The organism is Flavobacterium sp., assembly GCF_044376915.1.
Classification (GTDB): domain Bacteria; phylum Bacteroidota; class Bacteroidia; order Flavobacteriales; family Flavobacteriaceae; genus Flavobacterium.
In genome coordinates, this window is record NZ_JBILKB010000116.1 from 1 (window position 1) to 4331 (window position 4331).

5 protein-coding genes are annotated in these 4331 nt (G+C 37.3%); 4 read left to right on the forward strand and 1 reads right to left on the reverse strand.

Annotation, left to right across the window (positions count from 1 at the left end):
• A partial coding sequence (gene sufD / locus ACIQ6Z_RS09320) for a Fe-S cluster assembly protein SufD (protein ID WP_396210612.1) occupies window positions 1–666 on the forward strand: 666 nt, incomplete at its 5' end.
• Window positions 667–729: 63 nt separating this feature from the next.
• On the opposite strand, the gene ACIQ6Z_RS09325 is transcribed toward sufD, so the two are convergent.
• Window positions 730–2076, reverse strand: a complete 1347-nt coding sequence (locus ACIQ6Z_RS09325) for a serine hydrolase domain-containing protein (protein WP_396210613.1) — start codon at window positions 2074–2076, stop codon at window positions 730–732.
• 190 nt (window positions 2077–2266) lie between these two features.
• Between ACIQ6Z_RS09325 and ACIQ6Z_RS09330 the strand changes: the two genes are divergently transcribed.
• The 3 genes from ACIQ6Z_RS09330 to ACIQ6Z_RS09340 all read left to right on the forward strand — a co-directional run.
• Window positions 2267–3481 carry an aminotransferase class V-fold PLP-dependent enzyme gene (locus ACIQ6Z_RS09330; RefSeq protein ID WP_396210614.1) on the forward strand — a complete coding sequence of 405 codons (1215 nt, stop codon included), beginning with the start codon at window positions 2267–2269 and terminating at the stop codon, window positions 3479–3481.
• 1 nt (window position 3482) lies between these two features.
• Window positions 3483–3905, forward strand: a complete 423-nt coding sequence (locus tag ACIQ6Z_RS09335) for a hypothetical protein (RefSeq protein WP_396210615.1) — start codon at window positions 3483–3485, stop codon at window positions 3903–3905.
• Window positions 3906–3920: 15 nt separating this feature from the next.
• Window positions 3921–4331, forward strand: a 411-nt coding sequence (locus ACIQ6Z_RS09340) for a SufE family protein (RefSeq protein ID WP_396210616.1), incomplete at its 3' end; no start/stop codon positions are given.

Genomic DNA, 4331 nt, shown 5'->3' on the forward strand with positions numbered 1-4331 from the left:
TTTGCTCAAAAACGCGCTATTGTAGATTACTATAAAATCCAAAATGACGAGCTAGAAGCTAACTTGATTGATAATACGTATGTATCTCAAAAACAAGAAAGCCATGTTTCTGTTCAAACATTCTCTTTTGGAGGAAATTTGACTAGAAATAATTTGAATTTCTATCATTTTGGTGAACATTTGACAAGTACTTTAAATGGAATCACTATTATTGGCGATAAGCAACATGTGGATCATTATACTTTGGTGAACCACGCGGCTCCAAATTGTGAAAGTTTCCAAGATTACAAAGGCATCTTTTCAGATCGTTCGACAGGTGTTTTTAACGGAAAAGTGTATGTAGAAAAAGAAGCACAAAAGACCAATGCTTTCCAAAAAAGCAATAACATTTTGTTAAGCGATAAAGCCACGATCAATGCCAAACCGCAATTGGAAATTTTTGCAGATGATGTAAAATGTTCCCACGGATGCACTGTAGGGCAACTTGACGAAACGGCTTTGTTCTATATGCAACAACGTGGAATTCCACAGAAAGAAGCGAAAGCTTTATTGCTGTATGCGTTTTCGAATGCGGTTATCGAAAACATCAAAATACCAGAATTAAAAAAACGAATTACCACGATTATTGCCAATAAACTAGGCGTTAAATTAGGGTTTGATTTGTAGAAAATGATAAATTAAAGAATATAAAAAGAGCGCAAGGTTTTGATACTTTGCGCTCTTTTGCTTTTATTTTTTGATACTGCGAACAATTCCGCCGAGTAACCCATTAAAATCAAATTCAGGATCTTCTTTAAGTCCCATTCGAACGATAACTAAGTCGTGACTTGGAAAAATGGCGACCATTTGTCCTTGAAAACCACTGGCGAAATACAAATCTTTAGGCGCATCAGGAAAACGTCCACTGGAATTAAGCCAAAATTGACCTCCATAGCGACCGTTTGAAGTATTCGTGGGTGTGGCAACATATTTTGCCCAACTCGGCTTAAAAAGCTGCTCTCCGTTCCAATTTCCTTTGTGTAAATATAATAATCCGAACTTCGCCCAATCTCTTGTGGTAGCCCATCCGTAAGACGAACCTACATAATTGCCTGCCATATCAGTTTCCACCAACATTGAGTGCATCCCAATTTTATCAATCAAAGCCGAATACCAAAAATCAAGGTATTCTTGATGGGTTTTGAATTGTTTTCTCAAAATTCCCGAAAGCAAATTGGTAGTTCCCGAAGAATAATTCCAATGCGTATTGGGCTGAAAAGCCAAGGGTTTTTCAAGTTGCGAACGTGTCATGTCTTCGGCTTGAAAAAGCATTTTAGTCACATCGGATATAGCTCCATAATCTTCTTCCCATTCCAAACCCGAGTTCATGTGCAATAAATCGTTAGTGGTGATTTTTTTACGTTCGTCATTAACCCATTCTGGAATAGGAGCGGGTTGGTAGATATTAAAATTCTTTTGTTTTTCGAGGATCCCAAATAAGGTTGCGGTAATACTTTTGGTCATGGACCAACCTAATATTTTACTGTTTTTTGTAAATCCTGTATCGTATTTCTCGGCAATAATTTTGTCTTTGTAAATCACAATTAGAGATCGAGTGCGTTTGGTTTTTTGACCCTTTTTGTCAAAAGCGTTCTCCACGGTTCGGTTTAATTGATCGTAATCAATGTTAGAAAAAACAGTGTCTTTTTGTTCGGCATCGCCATAAGGATACACTAAGCCGGCTTTTGATGTGTTTCTTTTCGGCACCAAATAGGGTTTTGAAGTATCAAAATCATCGTTGATTAAAGTAGCACCCAATCCCTCACGGTAAATGGCTTTGCGTTCTTTTAAACCTTTGACAGAAGCTGTGGCAAACTGACCCGCTTCGTCGATTGTATTTTGTGCCAAATCGATGAGGTCAATATCGTTGTCGCCTTGTTCAATCATTTGTTGTGAACGATTGTCTATGAAATGCCCAGAGGCAATGCTCTTAGCAGAGAAACCCGAGATTAAATCTAGTTTAGGATAGGTAGTAAAACCAAAATACAACAGCCCAAGAACTGCTGCAATACCAATCAATTGGAGTAATTTTTTCATTTGGAATAGTTTGAAATTGATGCAATTTAGTAAATAATCAACACAGATTTTGCGAATTGAAACAATTTCAAAATCATAACAGTTGTAATTTAATGATTTTTGTTGAACAAAACTTTAATTTTATTAACATCTGTTTGGTAAAAATCCATTGCAATTTTATTACTTTTGTATTTAGAAAAATTCTAAATAAATGTTTGACATTCAAAAAATAAGAGCCGATTTCCCGATACTTTCAAGACAAGTGAATGGGAAACCTTTGGTGTATTTTGACAACGGAGCGACTACTCAAAAACCGCAAGTGGTTATTGATGCGATTGCGACCTATTATCAGGAAATCAACGCGAATATTCATCGCGGGGTGCATACGTTAAGTCAGTTAGCTACGGATGCCTACGAAGCGTCTCGAACTAAAATCCAAAACCACATCAACGCTCAATTTTCTCACGAAGTCCTTTTTACTTCAGGGACTACGCATGGTGTGAATTTGGTAGCTAATGGATTTGCTTCGCTTTTGAAAGCAGGTGATGAGGTGCTGGTTTCTGCTTTGGAACACCACAGTAATATTGTGCCTTGGCAACTATTGTGCGAAAAAACCGGAGCCGTTTTGAAAGTCATTCCGATGAATGAAAAGGGCGAATTGGTTATTACAGAATTTGACCAATTGCTTTCGGATAAAACGAAAATCGTGACGGTGAATCATATTTCGAATGCCTTGGGAACGATTAACCCAATCAAATATATGATTGATAAAGCGCATCAATTTGGCGCTGCTGTTTTCATTGATGGCGCGCAAGCCGTGCCGCATTTGAAACCCAATGTGCAAGAATTAGATTGTGATTTTTATGCTTTTTCGGGGCATAAATTGTGCGGACCAACAGGAACGGGAATTTTATACGGAAAAGAATCGTGGTTGAATAAATTGCCGCCCTATCAAGGAGGTGGCGAAATGATTAAGGAAGTTACTTTTGAGAAAACTACTTATGCCGAATTGCCGCATAAATTTGAAGCAGGAACGCCCAATATTGCAGGCGGAATTGTACTAGGAACCGCGGTTGATTATATGAATTCAGTTGGTTTTGAGAACATTCAAAAACAAGAAACAGAATTACTACATTATGCAACGGAACAACTTTCAGCTATTGAAGGATTGAAAATATACGGAACAGCTGAGGCGAAAACTTCGGTAATTTCATTCAATATCGACGGCATTCATCCGTATGATATTGGAACGATTGTGGATAAATTAGGGATAGCTGTTCGCACAGGACACCATTGCGCACAACCGATTATGAATTTCTTTGAGATTCCAGGGACCATTCGTGCTTCTTTTGCGTTTTATAACACTAAAGAAGAGATTGACGTGATGGTTGAGGCGGTGAAGAAAGCTAAAATGATGCTATCTTAAAATGAAAAAGAGTATTGTTTTGTTGTTGAGTATTTTAGTTTTTGCAGGATGTGCAGGACAAAAAAGAACCGTCCAAAACGAAACTAAAATGGAATACAAAGCCTATTCTAGAGGTTTTTATCAAGAAATTACAATAGAAAAACAATTGGTTTTTGTAGCCAAAAGCAGGGGTGAAAAGCCAGTAATATTTAAAATCCCAATTGCGGATTGGAATAATTTAAACTCAGCAATTCAGGAGTTGGATTTAGACTCGCTTTCTCAATTGAAAGCCCCAACCGAAAAGCGATTGTTTGATGGTGCAGCGATTGCCAATTTAAAAATAACAAAACAAGGAAAAACATTTGAATCCCAAAGTTTTGATCACGGTTATCCGCCAGTAGAAATAGAAAAAGTAGTAAATAAAATACTTTCTTTTGTGAAGTAAAAAGCAAAGATTAATATGACAATTAAAGAAATTCAAGACGATATAGTAGACGAGTTCTCGATGTTTGACGACTGGATGCAGCGTTATGAATACATCATTGAGCTAGGTAAAAACTTGCCTTTAATCAAAGAAGAATTTAAAACGGAAGAGAACATCATAAAAGGCTGCCAGTCTAAAGTGTGGCTGCAAGGAGAACAAAAAGATGAGACAGTCGTTTTCACGGCAGATAGCGATGCTATTTTGACTAAAGGAATTATTGCTATTTTGATTCGGGTTTTTTCGAATCAAAAGCCAGCGGATATTTTGGAAGCCGATATGGATTTTATAGATGCCATTGGATTAAAAGAGCATTTGTCACCTACTCGCGCTAACGGACTCGTTTCCATGATAAAAAATATAAAAATGTATGCCTTGGCATTTCAGGCG